Raw genomic sequence first — 16,601 nt, forward strand, 5'->3', positions numbered from 1 at the left:
ACAACTAAAAAGGAAGCTAAGCTTCCTTTTTTCATACAGAAAAATCCTAACCTCATTAAGAAGTTAGGATATTTTTTTACATGTCGTAGAGCGGAGATTCCACACCTTTACTTGGCTTCAAAACCTTGAGCTACTGCTTCTGGGAAGTTCTCTTCCACTACGCTTGCACAGTGGTCACAGATTGTTGCTCCATAACTGCGTTCTACAACGCTAGTATCAATACGGCGGCAACGGTCACATACTTCACCTGCTGCACGTTCTACTGCAAAGGCAACTTCATCCACCATAAGTGCACTTTCAGGAGCTGCTTCCGTGGTTACTGTAAGGTTTGAAACGATGAGCAACTGAGCAAGGTCTGCATTCAAGCTCTCCAAGAAGGACTTGGTTTCAGCTGAGACATAGGCAGTCAAATGAGCTTCAAGTGACTTACCGATGACCTTTGCATTACGCGCTTCTTCCAAGGCTTTTTGTGCCTGAGTACGGAAGTTCATAAAGTTTTCCCAATCAGCCAAAAGCTGCGCTTCATTGGCAAAGGTTTCCACCTCTGGCATTTCCGCCAATTGTACAAATTCTTCTGCTTCGTGTTCCAAGTATGACCAGATTTCTTCTGCTGTGTGTGGCAAGATCGGAGTCAAGAGCTTAGTAATTTTTACCAAGATGTCATAGAAAACGGTCTGCATCTGACGACGAGAAAGTGATTTAGCACCATCAATGTAGACAACATCTTTGGCAAAATCGAGGTAGAAGGCTGACAGGTCAAGTGTGACAAAGTTAACCACAGACTTGTAGATAGCCATGAAGTCATAGTTGTCATATGCTTCGCGGATTTGAGCTACCAGTTTGTTAAATTTCACCAAGAGGTACTGGTCAACAGAACGAAGCTCTTGGTAAGCCAGTGCATCACTTGCAGGATTGAAATCAGAAGTGTTGGCAATCAAGAAGCGAAGGGTATTACGGATTTTACGGTAGGTTTCAGAAACCTGTCCCAGAATATCCATAGACACACGTACGTCGTTTGAAGTATCAACGGATGTCACCCATAGACGCAAGATTTCTGCACCAAATTGTTTCTCAACATCACTTGGAAGAATGGTATTTCCTAGGGATTTAGACATCTTCATTCCTTTACCATCTAGGACAAAACCTTGTGACAAGACAGCCTTGTATGGTGCATGACCATTTACGGCTACAGAGGTAATCAAGGATGAGTTAAACCAACCACGGTATTGGTCAGAACCTTCTAGGTAGAGGTCTGCTGGGTAGGCTAGGTTTTCACGTGCGTTCATAACACCATTCCAAGATGAACCAGAGTCAAACCATACGTCCATGATGTCTGTTTCTTTGGTAAATTCGCCATTTGGTGAACCTGGATGAGTGAAACCAGCTGGCAAAAGATCTTTTGCTTCTGATTTCCACCAGATGATAGAACCATGTTCTTCAAAAAGGGCAGCAACGTGGTCTGTCACTTCCTTGGTCATAATCGCTGTACCATCTTCTGCATAGAAGATTGGAAGAGGCACACCCCAAGCACGCTGACGAGAGATGACCCAGTCACCACGGTCACGGATCATATTGTAAAGACGTGTTTTCCCCCAAGCAGGAATAAAGGTCGTTGCTTCGATTTGTTCCAAGATTTCCTGACGGAATTTAGAGACAGAGGCAAACCATTGCGGTACTGCACGCCAGATGATCGGCTTCTTGGTTCTCCAGTCAAATGGGTATGAGTGATTGATCACTTCACTAGCAAGGAGCAAGTCGCCTAATTTTTCCTTAACCGTTGGTACAACCTTATCATAGAATTGCCCTTCAAAATCAGGACCCGCAGCTTCATTCATCAAGCCACGTTCGTTGACAGTTACCGCAACCTCCAAGTCATATTTGACACCGACATTATAGTCATCCTCACCAAAACCTGGAGCCGTATGGACGATACCAGTACCCGAGTCCGTTGTGACATGGTCACCTAAGATAACCAATTCATCAACTTCTCTATCCCATGGGTGTTCGGTCACAATGTATTCAAACTCAGCACCCTTGTGTTTTGAAATCACTTCGAAAGATTCCCAACCGAATTTGGCTGCCAAGCTATCAACCAAGGCTTCTGCCAAGACATACTTACGGTCAGAACCAACTGGTTGAACCAAGACATAGTCAATGTCTGCTCCCATGGTCAAACCGCGAGAAGCCGTTACTGTAAATGGAGTCGTTGTCCAGACAACGATGTAGCTGTCTGTATCCAAGAGCCCCTTGCCATCTTTGACCTTGTTGGCATAGTAAAGAGATGTTGAGTCAATATCGTGGTATTCGATTTCAGCTTCTGCAAGGGCAGATTCAGATGACCATGACCAGTAGACAGGCTTGGCACCACGGTAAATATAGCCCTTGTCTGCCATAGCACCGAAGACACGGATTTGAGCAGCTTCATAATCTTTCGTCAAGGTGATGTATGGATTTTCCCAGTCTGCAGAAACACCCAAGCGTTTGAAATCATCACGTTGCTTGTCAACTTGACTAAGAGCGTAGTCACGGCACATTTCAAGGTATTCTACCAAGTCCATTTCCTTGCGCTTAACACCTTGTTTTGCCAAGACTTGCTCAATAGGAAGACCATGCGTATCCCAACCCGGTACAAATGGCGCACGGAAGCCAGACATTGACTTAGAGCGAACGATAATATCTTTAGAAATCTTGTTCAAAGCGTGTCCAACGTGGATATTTCCGTTAGCGTATGGAGGGCCATCGTGGAGGTGGAAGGCAGGTTTGCCTTCATTGAGTTCTTGGCGACGAGCATACAAGTTTGCTTCATCCCAAGCCTTTTGCCATTCTGGCTCACGTGTTGGTAAGCCTGCACGCATTGGGAAGGCAGTTTGACCTAGATTAAGGGTTTCTTTTAATTTCATTTTATCTCCTTTTTAGTTGATATTCCATTTTTATTTCATTTCCATCCAAGCCTAGTGAAATAAAGCCTAGACTAGACAAGATAGACCTCATTTTATGATTTCCAACAACATAACTAGCTTGAATCGATTTACAATCAGTATCTGCTTTTGCTCGTCTCATAATCTGGCGCAGAGCTTCCTTACCGTAGCCTTTTCCTTGCTGATGGTGATCAATCATTAGACGCCAGATTAGCCAATTCTCTCCCTCTTTTGACAAGAGGAGAAAGCCTACAACCTTATCTGCTGCCCAGATGGCAAGCGCTTCGAGTTGATTCCGCTCCCTGTAGAGCCAGGTTTGCGCCAGAGAATAAAGATTAGGAGCAACCTTGCGTTGATCCTTCTCGTCAAGCGAAAGAGCAATCACCGCTTCAAAACTTTCATGATCTACTAGTTGTAATTTTATCATAAGCATATAAAAAAACTCCCGTCAATAAGGACGAAAGTTCGTGGTACCACCTTAGTTCAGACAGAGTTTCCCCTGTCCCTCAATGCCCGTAACGTGAGCCCACGTTGGTTCTTACTTGATTCAGACCCAATTTTCTCAAGATGATACACTAATTGAAAGGGAATGCAGGGCTTCCACCATCTCCTGCTCGCTTAACTTATTTCAATCAGGCTTGTTCTTGAACTTTTTTAGTTATAATCAATTTCAATTTTATCTGCCGCCGCAGCTTCTTCAGCTTCTAAAGCAGCTGCTTGACGTTTCAACTCAGCTACTTCTTCTGGAGACAATTGTCGGGTTACATCTAAACCATCTTCTTCTTGGATTTCTACTTTTTCTTCCAAGGCAGATTCCAATACTTCACGGAAAGCTTCGTCACTTGTTTGCAAGTAAGTTGCAGTTGGACGCAAGATTTCTTCCCAATCAGATGAGTTGATAATAGACAATTGGCTCTCAACTGTAGATTTCAAACGTTGGTGGAAGATCCGTGTTTTGTTTTTCAGCTCCTCTGTTTCCACCGCAACTTTTTTGGCGTTATCAGTTGCTGTACGCAAGATTTCATTTGCCTTGTCCTTTGCTTCATTGAGTAAGGTTTGGGCATCGTAATCTGCTTGTTTGATAATATTTGCAGCGCGATCTTCTGCAGCTACTTTTACCTTATCTGCAGTATCTTGTGCCAAAAGAACGGATTGGCTAAGTGACTCCTTCATTTGATCAAAGTAAGCCAAACGCTCTTTCAAAGACTTGATTTCAGATTCTTGTTCATGCTTGGTACGAACCAAATCTTCGTAGTCAACAGTGACCATATCCAAAAATTCATCAACTTCTTCTTGGTTGTAGCCACGGAACTTGGTTCCAAAGGTTTTGTCTTTTAATTCTAATGATGTTAATGCCATAACTTCCCCTATTTCTTGAATAATTCAATTTCTAATTTTATTTTACCTTGTTTTGAATATCCTAAAAGATTCCGAACTTCCATTCTCCCAAATGACCGAACGCTTATTAATTGACCCTCTTGGATAATTCGCGAAGCTTGTTCCATTGGAACATAGTCCACTTTTACCTTTCCGGCATCAATTAGATTGGTAGCAATCTGACGAGACAAGTTAAAACTCGCTGCGACTACCTTATCCAACCGCATACTGCTCACCAAGATTGTCTTGGTTTGGCCCTTTGGTTTCTCCACTCGATCTAAATCCGACCAGGTTAATTCTTTCCAATCTACCTTGGCCCTTGCGATTTTCTGCACTTCTGCCTCAATGGTAGAAACGAAACGTTTATCCACTAGGATAACCGCTCTGCCTTCTTCCACAAAAATGTCACCAAGTAACTCCCGCTTGATTCCTAAGCGATTCAAGAGTGTCCCTAGAATCTGTGCATGTGTCAATTGATGAAATTTTTCTGCATAGCTTAACTCCAAGATACTCATCTCAAAATCTGCTGTCTCCAACTGATAATATTCTGGAGCAACTATGCAACGACCATACTCTGTTCCTAGCATTTCTCTAGAAGAATAGACCGCCAATCCATGATGATTGGCAACATCGCGGATTATTTTTTCTTGTCGTGAATGGACAAATTCTGTCAATCGAAATTGATAAAAATCTTCCACCCACTGAGCAAGGCTACCTATCTTGTCCAAATACGCCCACTCATCTTTGTTGTAATGTTGATAGACTTGATGACGAGCTGAGGTCATAGGACAATCAACCAATAGTATAGGAAACGATAGGCCAGATTCAATACAATCATCACAATGAATACTGTCCAATCCAAGCCCATAAACTGCAGACGCAGATTTCGAAATGGAAGGAGAATTGGTCGAACTAGCCAAATCACCAGTCGGCCAACAAAGGTATCATACAAGCCAGGAATCCATGACATAAAGGCATAGGCCAATAAAATGTAGGAATAAATTTCCAAAGCCTTTAAGAGGATAATAATGATAAAATCCATGGCTTACCTTCTCATATCAAAATCATATTCCAAATCTGATTGACCAGACTGTTGGTTTGCATTTCGAATTTCTTCAATATTGACGGTCACATTTACTGGAGTCAATAACCACATTGAATTTGATACTTTTTTAAGATTTCCAGCCAAGACAGAACGGGCACCGTCCAAGTAATCTAAACAACGACGAGCCTGTGGATCAGACATGTATTGGAAATCAATTAAGATACTGGCATTCTCCAACAACAAGTTAACAATCTCAGGTGCATCCTCATAGCGTTTTGGATACTTGATGTCAATGGTTGTCTTCACCTCTTCTGAATGACTATTGGATTTTAACTCCATTTGTCGTTCGTTCAAACGTTGAATATTGGTTTCCGCTTTACGAGAAACTGGTTGTTCAACTGGACGTTGTAGTTCTTTTTTTTCAGTCACAGCCGAACGGGATGGTTGACTAGATGGGGCAAGACGCATTGTTGGAGCAGGCTTCACTTCTTGTTGAATTCCTTCCTCCTGATATGCATCGCTGTCATCCATTTCAAAATAATTAAAAAAGTTTTTGAAGGTATCTTTTAATGCCACTTTTATCTTCTCCTATCTAAAAAATGCTGAACCGATCCGAACAAAAGTAGCTCCATTTTGAATGGCTTGCTCAAAATCACCGCTCATTCCCATGCTTAATTCTGTAAACGGCATATTGGGGATGTGCTTAGCAGCTAAAGTCTGACATATTTCAGAAGCCTTAGCAAACAAGGCATCCAACTCTTCTGCATTCGCATCAATCGGTGCCATTGTCATGAGCCCAACCAAGCGAATATGTTCAAATGACCGAAGATTTTCAATCACGTCATCCAATTCTTCCGGAGCAAAGCCATGTTTGCTTTCTTCCCCTGAAATATTCACCTGCAAAAAACAGTTAATTGTTTTTGTCGCACGTTTTTCAATCTCAGCAGCCAAAGACAGCGAATCCAAGGCATGGAAGTAATCAACATAATTAATGACATCCTTAACCTTACGTCGCTGTAAACTGCCAATCAAGTGCCAAACCAGTCCAGTGTCTTGCAAAGACTTGTATTTATCCAGAAATTTATCCACTCGATTCTCACCGATATGGTTAATTCCAGCATCAACGAGTTCTTTAGCAATAGAGCTGTCCACATATTTTGTGACAGCTATTACATTTACAGAATCTTTTGTGCGATGGGCATGATGGCAAGCCTCTTCAATGCTTGCCATCACTTCATCATAATTTCGTTTAATCGACATATTAACGGTTACGGAAGAATGGTGGTGTGTCCAATTCATCTTCAACATCGTCTGCTTTGAATTTTTCAACAGACAATTTAGAAGACTCTACTTCCGTTGGGCGAAGAAGATTTTCTCTTCTCAAATCCCATTCACCAAAAGCTGTGCTTGCAGCCGATTCCACACGCTGTGGAGCGGCTTGAGGCGTTGGAGCCTGAGGCGTTGCATAGTCAAAGCGTTGAGTAGGACGGCTAGCTGTCACGACTTCTGGACGGCTTGGTCGAGTTACACGCTCAACTGCGTCTTGACGAACACCTGTTGCAACAACAGTCACACGAATTTCGTCTTTCATTGTATCATCAATCGATGTACCCAACCAAATATTCACACCTTGGCCAGCTGCTTGATGAACAATTTCTGAAGCTTCTTCTGCTTCCGTCAAGGTCATGTCATAACCACCTGTTACGTTGACAATCACATCGTTTGCACCATCAATTGTTGTTTCCAACAATGGTGAGTAGATGGCCTTGCGAGCAGCTTCGATGACACGATCTTCACCTGTACCGATACCGATACCCATAAGCGCATTGCCTTTGTTCTCCATAACAGTCTTAACGTCTGCAAAGTCCAAGTTAATGAGGCCTGGGTTGGTAATCAAATCAGTGATACCTTGTACACCTTGGCGAAGAACGTTATCTGCCTCACTCAAAGCTTCCAAAAGAGGCGTTTTCTTGTCAACAATTTCCAATAAGTTGTTATTTGAAATGATCAACAATGTGTCAACGTATTCACGCAGAGATTCAATACCTTCAACCGCAAAGGCACCACGTTTGTTTCCTTCAAAACCAAATGGACGAGTAACAACTGCGACTGTCAAAGCACCCAAATTTTTCGCAATGCGTGCGATAACTGGGGCAGCACCAGTACCTGAGCCACCGCCCATACCAGCAGTGATGAAAACCATATCCGCGCCTGTCAAGACACTAGTCAATGCCTCTTCACTTTCTTCAGCTGCCTTACGACCAACTTCAGGTTGACCTCCAGCACCCAAACCACGCGTCAATTTTGGACCCAACTGGATTACAGTTTCTGCTTTTGAGCTGCTCAAGGCTTGAACATCTGTGTTTGCTGCGATAAATTCAACACCAGCAAGACCTTCTTCAATCATGCGGTTGATGGCATTACCGCCACCACCACCAACACCAATTACTTTAATGACAGCTCCGTGACGGGCAGCTGCTTCAAATGATAATGTCATAGTTTATTCACCTTTTCTTTTATTCAAACATGCTTCCAAACAAGCCACGGATACGATCCGAGATTTTTACGCGATTGTCATCTTCCTGATGCTCTTCAACAGCAAAGTCATTGTAGTCATTGTCTGCTGTATCAGAATGCAGTTCAGACACCAAGTCATTTGGTACAGAAACTGGAGTTGGGCGATGTACTGGGAGATCGATTGGAACTTCCACTGGACGCTGACGAAGACTTGCTTCCCCATTTACTGCACGCTGAGCAATCTTCTCAACATCGCTAGCTGCTCCAACGTACTCAACAATGCTAATCACATGAGCAAAGGCTGGATTGCGGATACCAATTTGGTTTGGAATATAGAGTTTGGTATTGGCACCGAGCACCTCTTGAGCCAACTCTGTAATTCCTGGAAGAATCGCACCACCACCCACGAGAACAACGCCTCCTGGTAATTCCAAGGCACGTGTCCGCTCCAAATCTTGTTTCACTTTCGTGAAGATTTGACGAAGACGAGCTGCGATGACTTCTGAAAGGTATCGTTCGGTTACTTCAACTGGAGTGCTTTCACCGATTACTTCAACTGAGAATTTCTCTTTTTCAGTTGCTTCTTGCGGATAAGCGATGCCGTAGTTGTACTTCAAGTTTTCTGCAATACTTTGAGAAGTTGTCAAAACTTTTGAAATATCTTTGGTGATGTAGTCTCCACCTTCTTGATAGATATTGGTGTATTGCAACTCTTGCCCACGCATTACAGCGACTGTGGTTTGACCTCCACCCAAGTCGATAACTGTTGCACCAAATTCACGTTCCCCTTCGTTCAAGACAGAACGAGTCAAGGCCAATGGTGAAATCACAACATTTTCCACTTGAACTCCTGCACGTTCAACCGTCTTACGAAGATTGTGCAAGATAGTTCGAGGACCTGTATAGAGCAAGCCACGCATTTCCAAACGGATTCCCATCATACCACGAGGATCTTTAATGCCAGTGAAACCATCCACTACAAATTCTTCTGGAACGAAGGAAATCACTTCGCGTTCTGGAGTCATGCTCTTAGTCAAGGCAGATTTCACAACGTTTTCGACATCCGCATCTGTAATCTCTTGGGAATCAGTTGTTACTGGAATCATACCCTGAGTTGGCTCAATCTGCAAAAGATTAGCTGGAAGACCAACATTGACACGGTCAATGCGAATTCCTGCTTTTTCTTCAGCCTGTGCCAAGGCTTTCTTGATAGCGCCTGCCGCCACCTCAATGTTAATAATTATTCCATCCTTAACGCCTGCACTTTTCACATTGCTGACGCCGATGACATTCATTTCATTATCAATATACTCTGCAACCAAGACTTTAACGGAGCTTGTACCGATATCTAATCCCGTAAAAAAGCCATTTCTAGCCATTCGATCAGTCCTCTCTTACTTTCAACTTTAACAAATTTACATTCTAACAAATTTGGTAGAATTATTCATTTTTCATTATACCATATAATATCTGAAAATGGGCATTTTATTAGCTTATTTCTTGATTTCTTCTGATTTTTTTTACTGACTAAGAGCATAGCTAAAGACCCCCACTTCCATATCAACCACACTTGCTACTGACAGTTGCGGTGCGATGGTTAAATAATAAGACAATTTCGTATCAATATGTGAAAGTGGTATGAGAATTTTGTTGCCATCATACATGGTCAATGTTAGCAAATCCGCTGTGGCAGTCGTCGGAGTCAAATCAACTTGCTGGATATTGGTCAAGATTTTCTGGTCAATCTGATCCAATTGTAAAGCAAGTTCCTTAATCATTTCTTTATCCGTCAAATTCATCAAAGTATAATCTGCCCCTAGGTTTTCTTCTGCAGTTTCAATTTCCGCAATTTTTCCGCTTGAAAGGACCGAATAGTAAGCATCGTTTTGCTTGATGTAGCCAACTTCCTTGTATTCTTCAATAGCAATCGTGAACTGGTTGGGAAATTGGTAAGAAATGCTTGCCGTTTTGACAAGGTTGCTGGATTTTTTTACATTGGCTGCATAAGCGTCTTTATGCAAAAGGGTTGTCAAACTATAGTCTTGGTCTGAAATCAAACTATACTGCCTGACCATTTCTGCCGTCAGCAAGTTTTGACCTGTCACTTTTAGCTGCTTTTGCTTACTCCAAGGACTGATAAAATAGGTCGCTAACAATACCACACTAACAGCTACCAAGTAGATCGGAACGGCTTTTGCCCACGCTTTTCTAGGAATACTTACTTGGTCTTCTTTAAGCTTTTTTTCTCTCTTAAAAAACGAAGACCTTTTTTTACTCTGACCTTGGTCAGAATCATTTTCCACTTCTTCTCTAACTACTTCCAACGATTGAGCCTGGCTGGCCAAATAGGCTTCATGCTTTTCCCGCCACGACTTAAGAAATTGACTAGCTTCCTCCTGGCGCTCGTCCTCATCCTCTATCTTTTCTTCAGCCTCATCAGACCAATCAGCTCCATCATCAGCCTCTGTACTTTCAGAATGTTCAACTGCTTCAGATGCTTGATCAACTGACTCTGTTTGCACCTCTTCTTCAAAAAGCATATGTTCTTGCTCTTCTCTTACCAACTGGTCTTCTCTATCCTTCATTCCTTGACCTTCTTCCGATATCTGATTTCAAGCGCTCATAAAAGGCCTCCAAGGATTGAATGTCGGTTGACTCTTCCATATTTTTCAGGTAGTGATCTTTTTGTTGGAAAATTTCCTCTACCAAGCCTGGAAAACGTTCCATGGTCAAGTCTTCTTCTGACCATTGTTTGGCATAACCTTTTTCTTCAAAATAGGCTGCATTTTCCAACTGATCACCCCGACTAGCTTGTTTTCCTAGAGGAACAATGGCATGCAGTTTTTGCCCCGCAACCAATTCAAAGAGGGTATTGGAACCACCTCTTGTCACCACCAAATCAGCTTGAGCCAACAAGGGAAAATAGAGGTCTGTCACATAGTCAACCCTATATAGATTATCGGACAGTTCATTCAAATCCGAATGACCAGTGATGTTGATAATATTATAGAGTTGCGTCAAGGCTTTCTTTTCTGAACTGATAAAGTCATTAAAGACCTTGGCACCACCTGACCCACCGATGAATAGTAGAACAGGTTTTTCTTCATCAAAATGACGCAAAATATCTGGCAACTGGATTGGTGTCACCTTGTTTGACTGAGCAACCTTTGTAACAGCCCCAACATGGACAACCTTTTCAAGACCAGCAGTTTGCTCAAAAGTAGAATACATGGTCGTTGCAAATTTATAGGCAATCTTATTGGCCAAGCCCATACTCAAATCCGATTCGTGAATAAAAACAGGAATCCCCAATGCACGCGCTGCAATGACAGGCGGAACAGACACAAAGCCACCTTTAGAGAAGAGAGCTTGCGGACGAACTTTTGCCATCACAAAGAGAGATTGGAGGATACCCCAGCCAACCTTAAAAACATCCAGGGCATTTTGCCATGAAAAATACCGACGGAGCTTCCCGGTTGCAATCGGATGGAATTGGATATCCAAACCCGATTTGATGATTTGCTGGTGTTCGATTCCAGCCGCATCACCAATATAATGCACCTGCCAGCCATCTTCTAAAAATTTTGGAATCAGGAGGAGATTAAGGGTCACATGGCCAACTGTTCCTCCTCCTGTAAAGATGATTTTCTTCATATTATCCCTTCAATTCTTCTACTGCCTTGAGGAAGACCTCCCCACGCACCTCAAAGTTATCATACATATCCCAACTTGCATTGGCAGGGCTCAAAAGAACTGTGTCACCTTGACTCGCCAAGGCAAATGCCTTACGAGTTGCATCTGCAACATCATTTGCATCTGTATAGGCTACACCTGCCTTATCTGCCGCCCGTTTCACCCGTTCAGCCGACTGTCCAAGCACTACCATGTGCTTCAAGCCACGAATATCTGGCACCAAGTCATCAAATTCATTGCCACGGTCTAAACCTCCAGCAATCAAGATGACCTGCGCATTATCAAAACCAGACAAGGCCATCTGAGTCGCCAAGATATTGGTCGATTTACTATCATTATAGAAAGAGACACCAGCTATTTCATCAACAAACTGCAGGCGGTGTTTGACACCACCAAAAGCAGCCAAACTATCACGAATGGCTTGATTGTCAACTCCAAGAGACTTGGCTACCGCAATCGTTGCCAAGGCATTTTCAATATTGTGTGAACCAGGCACACCGATCTGATCGGCATCCATGATCCATTCTCCCTTGAAGTAGAGCTTGCCATCCAAAAGATAGGCACCCTCCACCACTTCTTGGGTCGAAAACGGTAAGACTGTTGCCTTTGTTTCATGTGCCAATGCACGCGCCTCTTCCTGGTTAAAGTTCAACACCAAGGTATCTTCCTCAGTCATCTGACGCTGAATCATCCATTTGGCTGCCACATATTGGTCAAAACTGCCGTGGTAATCCAAGTGACTTGCGATTAAATTTGTGATGACTGCAATCTTAGGGAGGAATGACTCCGTTCCCATTAATTGAAAAGAAGACAGCTCCATCACCAGACAATCCGTGTCAAGCGCCTCTTGAACCACTTCTGAAGCAGGATAGCCAATATTGCCACACAATTTCGCAGATTGACCACCCGCGTTAAGAACTTCTGCAATCATGGTCGTTGTTGTTGTTTTCCCATTTGACCCTGTGATGCCCACAATCGGCGCCTCAGAAACAAGATAAGCCAATTCAACCTCGGTCCAAACAGGTATCCCCTTGTCCAGGGCCTTCACCACCATAGGATTATCATAGCGGATACCAGGATTTTTCACTAACAAGGCAAATTCTTCATCCAATAATTCCAAGGGATGGCTACCACAGATGACCCGAATCCCATCTTCCAATAAGGCCTGAGCCATCGGATTGTCTTCAAAAGGCTTACCATCATTGACAGTTACGATTGCACCAAGTCGGTCTAACAACCGAGCCGCAGCCTCGCCAGACTTGGCCAAGCCCAATACCAAAACTTTTTTATTCTTAAAATCTTCAATCATTTTCATCAATAGATACCATTCTTTCTAACTTACTATTTTACATGGAAAATCCCCCATTTTCAAGCCAGAGCGGTCACTTTCAAACTTCTTAAACCGTTTTTTTAGAATTATTACAAAATGGAGTCGTCTTCTTTGCTATTCTATTATAAACATGTTAGACTACGAGTGAAAAATATTTAAAGGAGTGTCATTATGACAAGTATTCTTGAAACCCTATTCTTGCCACTTGTTTCTGCCTTGCCAGGATTCGTGAGCATGTTGATTCTCTTGGTGATTGCCTTTGTGCTCGCTAGCTTCTTGCGCAAGCTCACCCTCACTGGCCTCAACAAAATCCAGTTTGCTGACAAACTGCACAAATGGGGCATTATCAAACAAGAAGACGACGGTAAAGGAGTCATTAAAAACCTCGGTCAGCTGGTTTACTTCCTTGTCATCCTCTTCTTCCTCCCATCCATCCTTTCTGGTTTGAATATCAGCTCAACAGTTGATCCAATTGCCAGCATGTTCCAAAAATTCTTTGCCTTCATTCCAAACTTGATTGCAGCAGGCTTGATCCTCTTCGTCGGAACCTTCTTCTGCAACTTTATCAAGAGCCTCCTGATTGCTTTCTTGGAACGCTTGGATATCGATACTTGGTATGCAAAAGTTACTGGACAAGAGAAACTTCCTATTGATACCAAACAACTAATTTCCGTTTTGGCAACCGTTGTTTATGTCTTGGTCTTCATCCCAATCTTGACCTTGGCTTTGGAAACACTTGGTATTACCAGCATCTCTCAACCAATCGTTACAATTTTAAACCAAGTAATCGGTGCGCTTCCAAGTGTCTTGGTTGCACTTGTCTTGATTGCACTTGGTAGCTTTATCGCTAAATTAATCGGCAACCTCTTGGAAAATCTCCTTGAAACTGCTGGCATCAATACTTACTCTAAATACCTAACAAACAAAGAAGATGCCAACTTCCAACTTTCAGCAGTCATTGCACAAGTAGTACGTGCCATTATCATCATCTTCTTCTTTGTACAAGCGATCCAAGTCTTGAACCTTCAAGTCTTCAACTCAGTTGGTACTGCTATTCTTGCTTACCTTCCATCTCTAATCAGCGCTATCGCTATCGTTGTCTTGGCAGTAATTGGTGGAAACATCTTGTCAAGCTTCCTAAACAAGGTAACAAACAACGCCTTCTTAGCAGGATTAGTCCGTTACGGCATCCTTGTCTTGGCTGTCTTTATGGCACTTGACCAATTGAAATTTGCACAAAATATCGTGCAATCAACCTTTACAATTGTTCTTGGAGCATTTGCAGTAGCCTTCGCCCTTGCATTTGGTCTTGGCGGACGGGATTTCGCTGCAAAACAATTGGAAAAATTGGACAAAAAAATCGATAAAGAATAAATCCAAAGTCGATTCACAAAAGCCCAAACCTAGTAGGGTAAATCCAAAAGAGTCTGGATTCAATCTCCAGACTCTTTTTCTGATTATTCGCCAAATGAAAAAGAGCCAACTGGCTCTTTATTTTTTTTGTAATCGCCGAATGGCTTGGCGCTTTTTGGGTCTATCCAAATGATAAATATCCCGCATAGCAAACAGGCCTAAAATCACCATGGCTATCCCTAACCAGACTTCTAGGGAGACCTCCATAATCTTTAGAAAGCCTAGAAGGAGGGCCGCGAACAAAATGACAATGAGGAAGACCGCTATCACCACATTCATGGTCCCCTTGATATTATTCGGTGCTACAAATAGATAGAAGAGTACCAAGATGATGGCAATAATCAAGTAAAACATGATTCCTCCTTGTGTGCGTCAGCTTATTCTTCCGTTGCTAATTTTTTCTTCTTAGCAGCCTTGTCACGCTCTGCCTTGTTCAAGATTTGCTTACGAAGACGAATTGACTCAGGTGTAACTTCCATGTACTCATCATCATTCAAGAATTCAAGGGATTCTTCAAGGGTCAAGATACGTGGCGTCTTGATAACAGATGTTTGGTCCTTGGTTGCTGAACGGACGTTGGTCATTTGCTTAGCAGTTGTGATGTTAACTGTCAAGTCGTTGTCACGCGAGTTTTCACCGATGATCATACCTTCGTACACTTCAGTACCTGGGTTGACAAAGATGGTACCACGCTCTTCGATACGCATGATAGAGTATGTCGTTGCCTTACCTTGGTCAATAGAGACAAGGGCACCACGGTGACGACCACCGATTTCACCTTGAACAACAGGTAAGTATTGGTCGAAAGTATGGTTCATGATACCGTACCCACGAGTCATTGACAAGAATTCTGTTGAATAACCAATCAAACCACGAGCTGGAACGAGGAAGACCAAACGAGTTTGACCGTTACCAGTTGAAATCATATCCAACATATCGCCCTTACGCTCTGAAAGGGACTGGATAACTGATCCTTGGTATTCTTCTGGTGTATCGATTTGCACACGCTCGAACGGCTCCATTTTCACGCCGTCAATTTCCTTGATAATAACTTCTGGACGTGATACTTGAAGCTCATAGCCTTCACGACGCATGGTTTCAATCAAGATAGACAAGTGCAATTCACCACGACCTGAAACAGTCCATTTATCTGGAGAATCCGTCGCATCAACACGAAGAGATACGTCTGTCTGCAATTCTTCCAAAAGACGTTCTTCAATCTTACGAGAAGTCACCCACTTACCTTCACGACCTGCAAATGGTGAGTTGTTAACCAAGAAGGTCATCTGAAGGGTTGGCTCATCGATACGAAGAACTGGAAGTGGCTCAACCGCATCCGTTGGCGTTACGGTTTCACCGACGAAGATGTCTTCCATACCTGAAACGGCAATCAAGTCACCAGCTTTTGCTTCTTGGATTTCCTTACGCTCAAGACCGAAGAAACCAAAGAGCTTGGTAACGCGGAAGTTTTTAGTAGTGCCGTCTAGTTTTGAAAGGGTAACTTGGTCACCAACTTTAACAGTACCACGAAAGACACGACCGATACCGATACGACCTACGAAGTCATTGTAGTCCAAAAGGGATACTTGGAACTGCAAAGGCTCATCTGAGTTATCCACTGGTGCAGGGATATGTTCGATGATGGTATCAAAAATTGGTGCCATAGTTTCTTCTTGGTCTGCTGGATTGTCAGACAAAGATGAAGTCCCGTTGATAGCTGATGCGTAAACCACTGGGAATTCCAACTGGTCATCATCTGCACCCAATTCGATAAAGAGTTCAAGCACTTCATCTACAACTTCTTCTGGACGAGCAGAAGGTTTGTCAATCTTGTTGACAACGACGATTGGTGTCAAGTTTTGTTCAAGGGCTTTTTTCAATACGAAACGAGTCTGTGGCATAGTCCCTTCGTAAGCATCCACGACAAGCACAACACCGTCAACCATTTTCATGATCCGCTCAACCTCACCACCGAAGTCCGCGTGTCCTGGTGTGTCCATGATGTTGATACGAGTACCGTTGTAAGCTACGGCAGTGTTTTTGGCAAGAATGGTGATACCACGCTCTTTTTCAATATCGTTTGAGTCCATGGCACGCTCGTCTAATTGCGTACGCTCATCAAGGGTTTGTGATTGCTTCAAAAGCTCATCAACGAGGGTTGTTTTTCCGTGGTCAACGTGGGCGATAATGGCTACGTTACGGATGTCTTCTCTAAGTTTTGTCATAATATCCTCTATATCATTTAATGTAACTAAAAAAGTATATCATAGATTGACTGAAAAATCACAGATAATCACATTGTAAATGT

General features: G+C 42.9%; 15 protein-coding genes. 1 reads left to right on the forward strand and 14 read right to left on the reverse strand.

Annotated elements, in window-relative coordinates; translation table 11 throughout:
* Nucleotides 1–107: 107 nt before the first annotated feature.
* The 12 genes from ileS to murD all read right to left on the reverse strand — a co-directional run bounded on the left by ileS (nucleotide 108) and on the right by murD (nucleotide 12,865).
* The gene (gene ileS, locus JNG37_RS01970) at nucleotides 108–2,900 is read right to left on the reverse strand and encodes an isoleucine--tRNA ligase (protein ID WP_158455497.1); all 2,793 of its coding nucleotides are present in this window, start codon (nucleotides 2,898–2,900) and stop codon (nucleotides 108–110) included.
* A 1-nt stretch (nucleotide 2,901) separates the two neighbouring features.
* Nucleotides 2,902–3,345, reverse strand: coding sequence for a GNAT family N-acetyltransferase (locus JNG37_RS01975; RefSeq protein WP_158455499.1), 444 nt, complete (start codon nucleotides 3,343–3,345; stop codon nucleotides 2,902–2,904).
* A 227-nt stretch (nucleotides 3,346–3,572) separates the two neighbouring features.
* A complete protein-coding gene (locus tag JNG37_RS01980) occupies nucleotides 3,573–4,277 on the reverse strand; it encodes a DivIVA domain-containing protein (RefSeq protein ID WP_158455501.1) in 705 nt (234 codons plus the stop codon).
* An 8-nt stretch (nucleotides 4,278–4,285) separates the two neighbouring features.
* Nucleotides 4,286–5,080: a YlmH family RNA-binding protein gene (locus JNG37_RS01985; protein WP_158455503.1), complete on the reverse strand. Its 795-nt coding sequence runs from the start codon at nucleotides 5,078–5,080 to the stop codon at nucleotides 4,286–4,288.
* On the reverse strand, nucleotides 5,077–5,337 hold the full coding sequence (locus tag JNG37_RS01990) for a YggT family protein (protein ID WP_158455505.1): 261 nt from the start codon (nucleotides 5,335–5,337) through the stop codon (nucleotides 5,077–5,079). Before JNG37_RS01990 ends, JNG37_RS01985 begins: the two co-directional genes overlap by 4 nt.
* Before the next feature lie 3 nt (nucleotides 5,338–5,340).
* Nucleotides 5,341–5,916: a cell division protein SepF gene (locus JNG37_RS01995; protein WP_158455507.1), complete on the reverse strand. Its 576-nt coding sequence runs from the start codon at nucleotides 5,914–5,916 to the stop codon at nucleotides 5,341–5,343.
* Nucleotides 5,917–5,928: 12 nt separating this feature from the next.
* Nucleotides 5,929–6,600, reverse strand: a complete 672-nt coding sequence (locus tag JNG37_RS02000) for a YggS family pyridoxal phosphate-dependent enzyme (protein ID WP_158455576.1) — start codon at nucleotides 6,598–6,600, stop codon at nucleotides 5,929–5,931.
* A 1-nt stretch (nucleotide 6,601) separates the two neighbouring features.
* Nucleotides 6,602–7,837: a cell division protein FtsZ gene (gene ftsZ / locus JNG37_RS02005; protein ID WP_158455509.1), complete on the reverse strand. Its 1,236-nt coding sequence runs from the start codon at nucleotides 7,835–7,837 to the stop codon at nucleotides 6,602–6,604.
* Between the two features lie 19 nt (nucleotides 7,838–7,856).
* Entirely contained in the window at nucleotides 7,857–9,236 is a 1,380-nt protein-coding gene (gene ftsA, locus JNG37_RS02010; RefSeq protein WP_158455511.1) for a cell division protein FtsA, read from the reverse strand.
* A gap of 141 nt (nucleotides 9,237–9,377) precedes the next feature.
* Complete coding sequence (locus JNG37_RS02015; protein ID WP_158455513.1) at nucleotides 9,378–10,442, reverse strand: cell division protein FtsQ/DivIB; 1,065 nt, start codon at nucleotides 10,440–10,442, stop codon at nucleotides 9,378–9,380.
* Nucleotides 10,432–11,511, reverse strand: a complete 1,080-nt coding sequence (locus JNG37_RS02020) for a UDP-N-acetylglucosamine--N-acetylmuramyl-(pentapeptide) pyrophosphoryl-undecaprenol N-acetylglucosamine transferase (RefSeq protein ID WP_158455515.1) — start codon at nucleotides 11,509–11,511, stop codon at nucleotides 10,432–10,434. The genes JNG37_RS02015 and JNG37_RS02020 overlap by 11 nt, the downstream gene beginning before the upstream one ends.
* 1 nt (nucleotide 11,512) lies before the next feature.
* Nucleotides 11,513–12,865, reverse strand: a complete 1,353-nt coding sequence (gene murD, locus JNG37_RS02025; protein WP_158455517.1) for a UDP-N-acetylmuramoyl-L-alanine--D-glutamate ligase — start codon at nucleotides 12,863–12,865, stop codon at nucleotides 11,513–11,515.
* A 186-nt stretch (nucleotides 12,866–13,051) separates the two neighbouring features.
* On the opposite strand from murD, the gene JNG37_RS02030 reads away from it, so the two are divergent.
* Nucleotides 13,052–14,254, forward strand: a complete 1,203-nt coding sequence (locus JNG37_RS02030) for a mechanosensitive ion channel (protein WP_158455519.1) — start codon at nucleotides 13,052–13,054, stop codon at nucleotides 14,252–14,254.
* A 117-nt stretch (nucleotides 14,255–14,371) separates the two neighbouring features.
* Here JNG37_RS02030 and JNG37_RS02035 read toward each other — a convergent pair whose 3' ends face one another.
* Entirely contained in the window at nucleotides 14,372–14,647 is a 276-nt protein-coding gene (locus JNG37_RS02035; RefSeq protein ID WP_158455521.1) for a DUF3165 family protein, read from the reverse strand.
* A 23-nt stretch (nucleotides 14,648–14,670) separates the two neighbouring features.
* The gene (typA, locus tag JNG37_RS02040; protein WP_158455523.1) at nucleotides 14,671–16,518 is read right to left on the reverse strand and encodes a translational GTPase TypA; all 1,848 of its coding nucleotides are present in this window, start codon (nucleotides 16,516–16,518) and stop codon (nucleotides 14,671–14,673) included.
* Nucleotides 16,519–16,601 lie beyond the last annotated feature (83 nt).

This window comes from Streptococcus suis, from assembly GCF_016775005.1.
In the GTDB taxonomy this organism is placed as follows: domain Bacteria; phylum Bacillota; class Bacilli; order Lactobacillales; family Streptococcaceae; genus Streptococcus; species Streptococcus suivaginalis.

Bases quoted from the DNA above. Each gene is read 5' to 3' on its own strand.
- ileS (WP_158455497.1), bottom strand. From the start codon at position 2,900: ATGAAATTAAAAGAAACCCTTAATCTAGGTCAAACTGCCTTCCCAATG.
- JNG37_RS01975 (WP_158455499.1), bottom strand. From the start codon at position 3,345: ATGATAAAATTACAACTAGTAGATCATGAAAGTTTTGAAGCGGTGATT.
- JNG37_RS01980 (WP_158455501.1), bottom strand. From the start codon at position 4,277: ATGGCATTAACATCATTAGAATTAAAAGACAAAACCTTTGGAACCAAG.
- JNG37_RS01985 (WP_158455503.1), bottom strand. From the start codon at position 5,080: ATGACCTCAGCTCGTCATCAAGTCTATCAACATTACAACAAAGATGAG.
- JNG37_RS01990 (WP_158455505.1), bottom strand. From the start codon at position 5,337: ATGGATTTTATCATTATTATCCTCTTAAAGGCTTTGGAAATTTATTCC.
- JNG37_RS02000 (WP_158455576.1), bottom strand. From the start codon at position 6,600: ATGTCGATTAAACGAAATTATGATGAAGTGATGGCAAGCATTGAAGAG.
- ftsZ (WP_158455509.1), bottom strand. From the start codon at position 7,837: ATGACATTATCATTTGAAGCAGCTGCCCGTCACGGAGCTGTCATTAAA.
- ftsA (WP_158455511.1), bottom strand. From the start codon at position 9,236: ATGGCTAGAAATGGCTTTTTTACGGGATTAGATATCGGTACAAGCTCC.
- JNG37_RS02015 (WP_158455513.1), bottom strand. From the start codon at position 10,442: ATGAAGGATAGAGAAGACCAGTTGGTAAGAGAAGAGCAAGAACATATG.
- JNG37_RS02020 (WP_158455515.1), bottom strand. From the start codon at position 11,511: ATGAAGAAAATCATCTTTACAGGAGGAGGAACAGTTGGCCATGTGACC.
- murD (WP_158455517.1), bottom strand. From the start codon at position 12,865: ATGAAAATGATTGAAGATTTTAAGAATAAAAAAGTTTTGGTATTGGGC.
- JNG37_RS02030 (WP_158455519.1), top strand. From the start codon at position 13,052: ATGACAAGTATTCTTGAAACCCTATTCTTGCCACTTGTTTCTGCCTTG.
- JNG37_RS02035 (WP_158455521.1), bottom strand. From the start codon at position 14,647: ATGTTTTACTTGATTATTGCCATCATCTTGGTACTCTTCTATCTATTT.
- typA (WP_158455523.1), bottom strand. From the start codon at position 16,518: ATGACAAAACTTAGAGAAGACATCCGTAACGTAGCCATTATCGCCCAC.